The organism is Novosphingobium aerophilum (assembly GCF_014230305.1).
In the GTDB taxonomy this organism is placed as follows: Bacteria; Pseudomonadota; Alphaproteobacteria; order Sphingomonadales; family Sphingomonadaceae; genus Novosphingobium; species Novosphingobium aerophilum.
Window position 1 is genome coordinate 1 of record NZ_JACLAU010000108.1, and the last position, 1161, is coordinate 1161.

At 62.8% G+C, this 1161-nt stretch carries 1 protein-coding gene; it reads right to left on the reverse strand.

The annotated features are described in order from the left end of the window. Positions 1 to 26: 26 nt before the first annotated feature. Positions 27 to 959, reverse strand: coding sequence for an IS110 family RNA-guided transposase (locus tag H7F49_RS19225; protein ID WP_185685155.1), 933 nt, complete (start codon positions 957 to 959; stop codon positions 27 to 29). Positions 960 to 1161: the final 202 nt, after the last annotated feature.

A 1161-nucleotide genomic window follows, 5' to 3' on the forward strand; every position in this document is an offset into this window, starting at 1 on the left:
GGCTGACGGAGCGACTATCTGATTGGTCAAGTCCGCATGGCGAAGGCCTGACGGGTTTCCCGTGCTTTGGCATTGAGCCAGACGAGAAGTTTGTGAGCCAGAGCGATGCGAACGACCATTTTTGGTTTTCCCTGAGCGTGCAGCCTGTCGCGGAACTCTGCGAGCCGGGGGTCATATTTTCGGGCACCATCGGCGACAAGGAAGAGGATCGATCGGACCGAGGCTCTTCCTCCGCGAACCGAGCGTCGACCACTGCGCCGTCCGCTATCGTCGGCGAGCGGGGCGAGGCCGACCAGCTTGGCGATGGCTTTGTTGGAGATTGTGCCAAGCTCGGGCAGATCAGCTAGCAGGACAGCGACGGTCCGTCCGGCCAGGCCCTTGATTGACCGGATGGTCTTGTCGAGCTCGGCCCATAGTGGATCGACGGTGACCAGAGCCGCGATCTCGCAGGCAAGCGCCTTGGCCTGGCGATTGAAGAAGGCGATTGCTTCCTTCAGGCTGGCCAGAGCGATCGGATCGCTGGTAGCGTGGAGGCGCTGTTTCTGGACCGACAGATCGGCCGAAACCTGCCGCAGTCTGGCCGCCAGCGCGGTAAGCCGGCGCTGATCGTCGCTTGGCGGCGGCGTCGCCACCAGCTTGCGGGCGTGGGCATAGCCGGCGATCATCTCGGCATCGATCCGATCGGTCTTTTCCAGATAACCCATGGCATCGGCAAAGCTGCGGACCGCCCGGGGATTTGCGATCGCACAGGGCTGACCATGCCGCCAGAGTTCCAGGAAAGCCGCCTGTTCAACCCCGCCGGACGCCTCCATCACGACCAGCGTGACCCCATGCTCGCGGCAAACCGCCAGCAGATCCCTCACGCCTTCGGCCGAATTGGCAAACCGCCGATATCGCCCCGCAGCCCAGCTATCGAGCCAAGCCTTGGAGACATCTACTCCACAAATCCCATGCATCACGGTAACCTGCCTTGTCTGTGCGATTGAGAATCAACCGACTGTTCGGTCGTGCGTGACAACGGCACTGATCCCAAGCTCCGTCCCGGTGGCTACCTGAGGGGCAACGGGCGACAGCGCCGCCGTTCCGGGGTGGGTGGCCACCCACCCCGGAACTTCATCGCTTCCACCAAAACGAGACACTCTCGTCCAGATACAAGGGGGC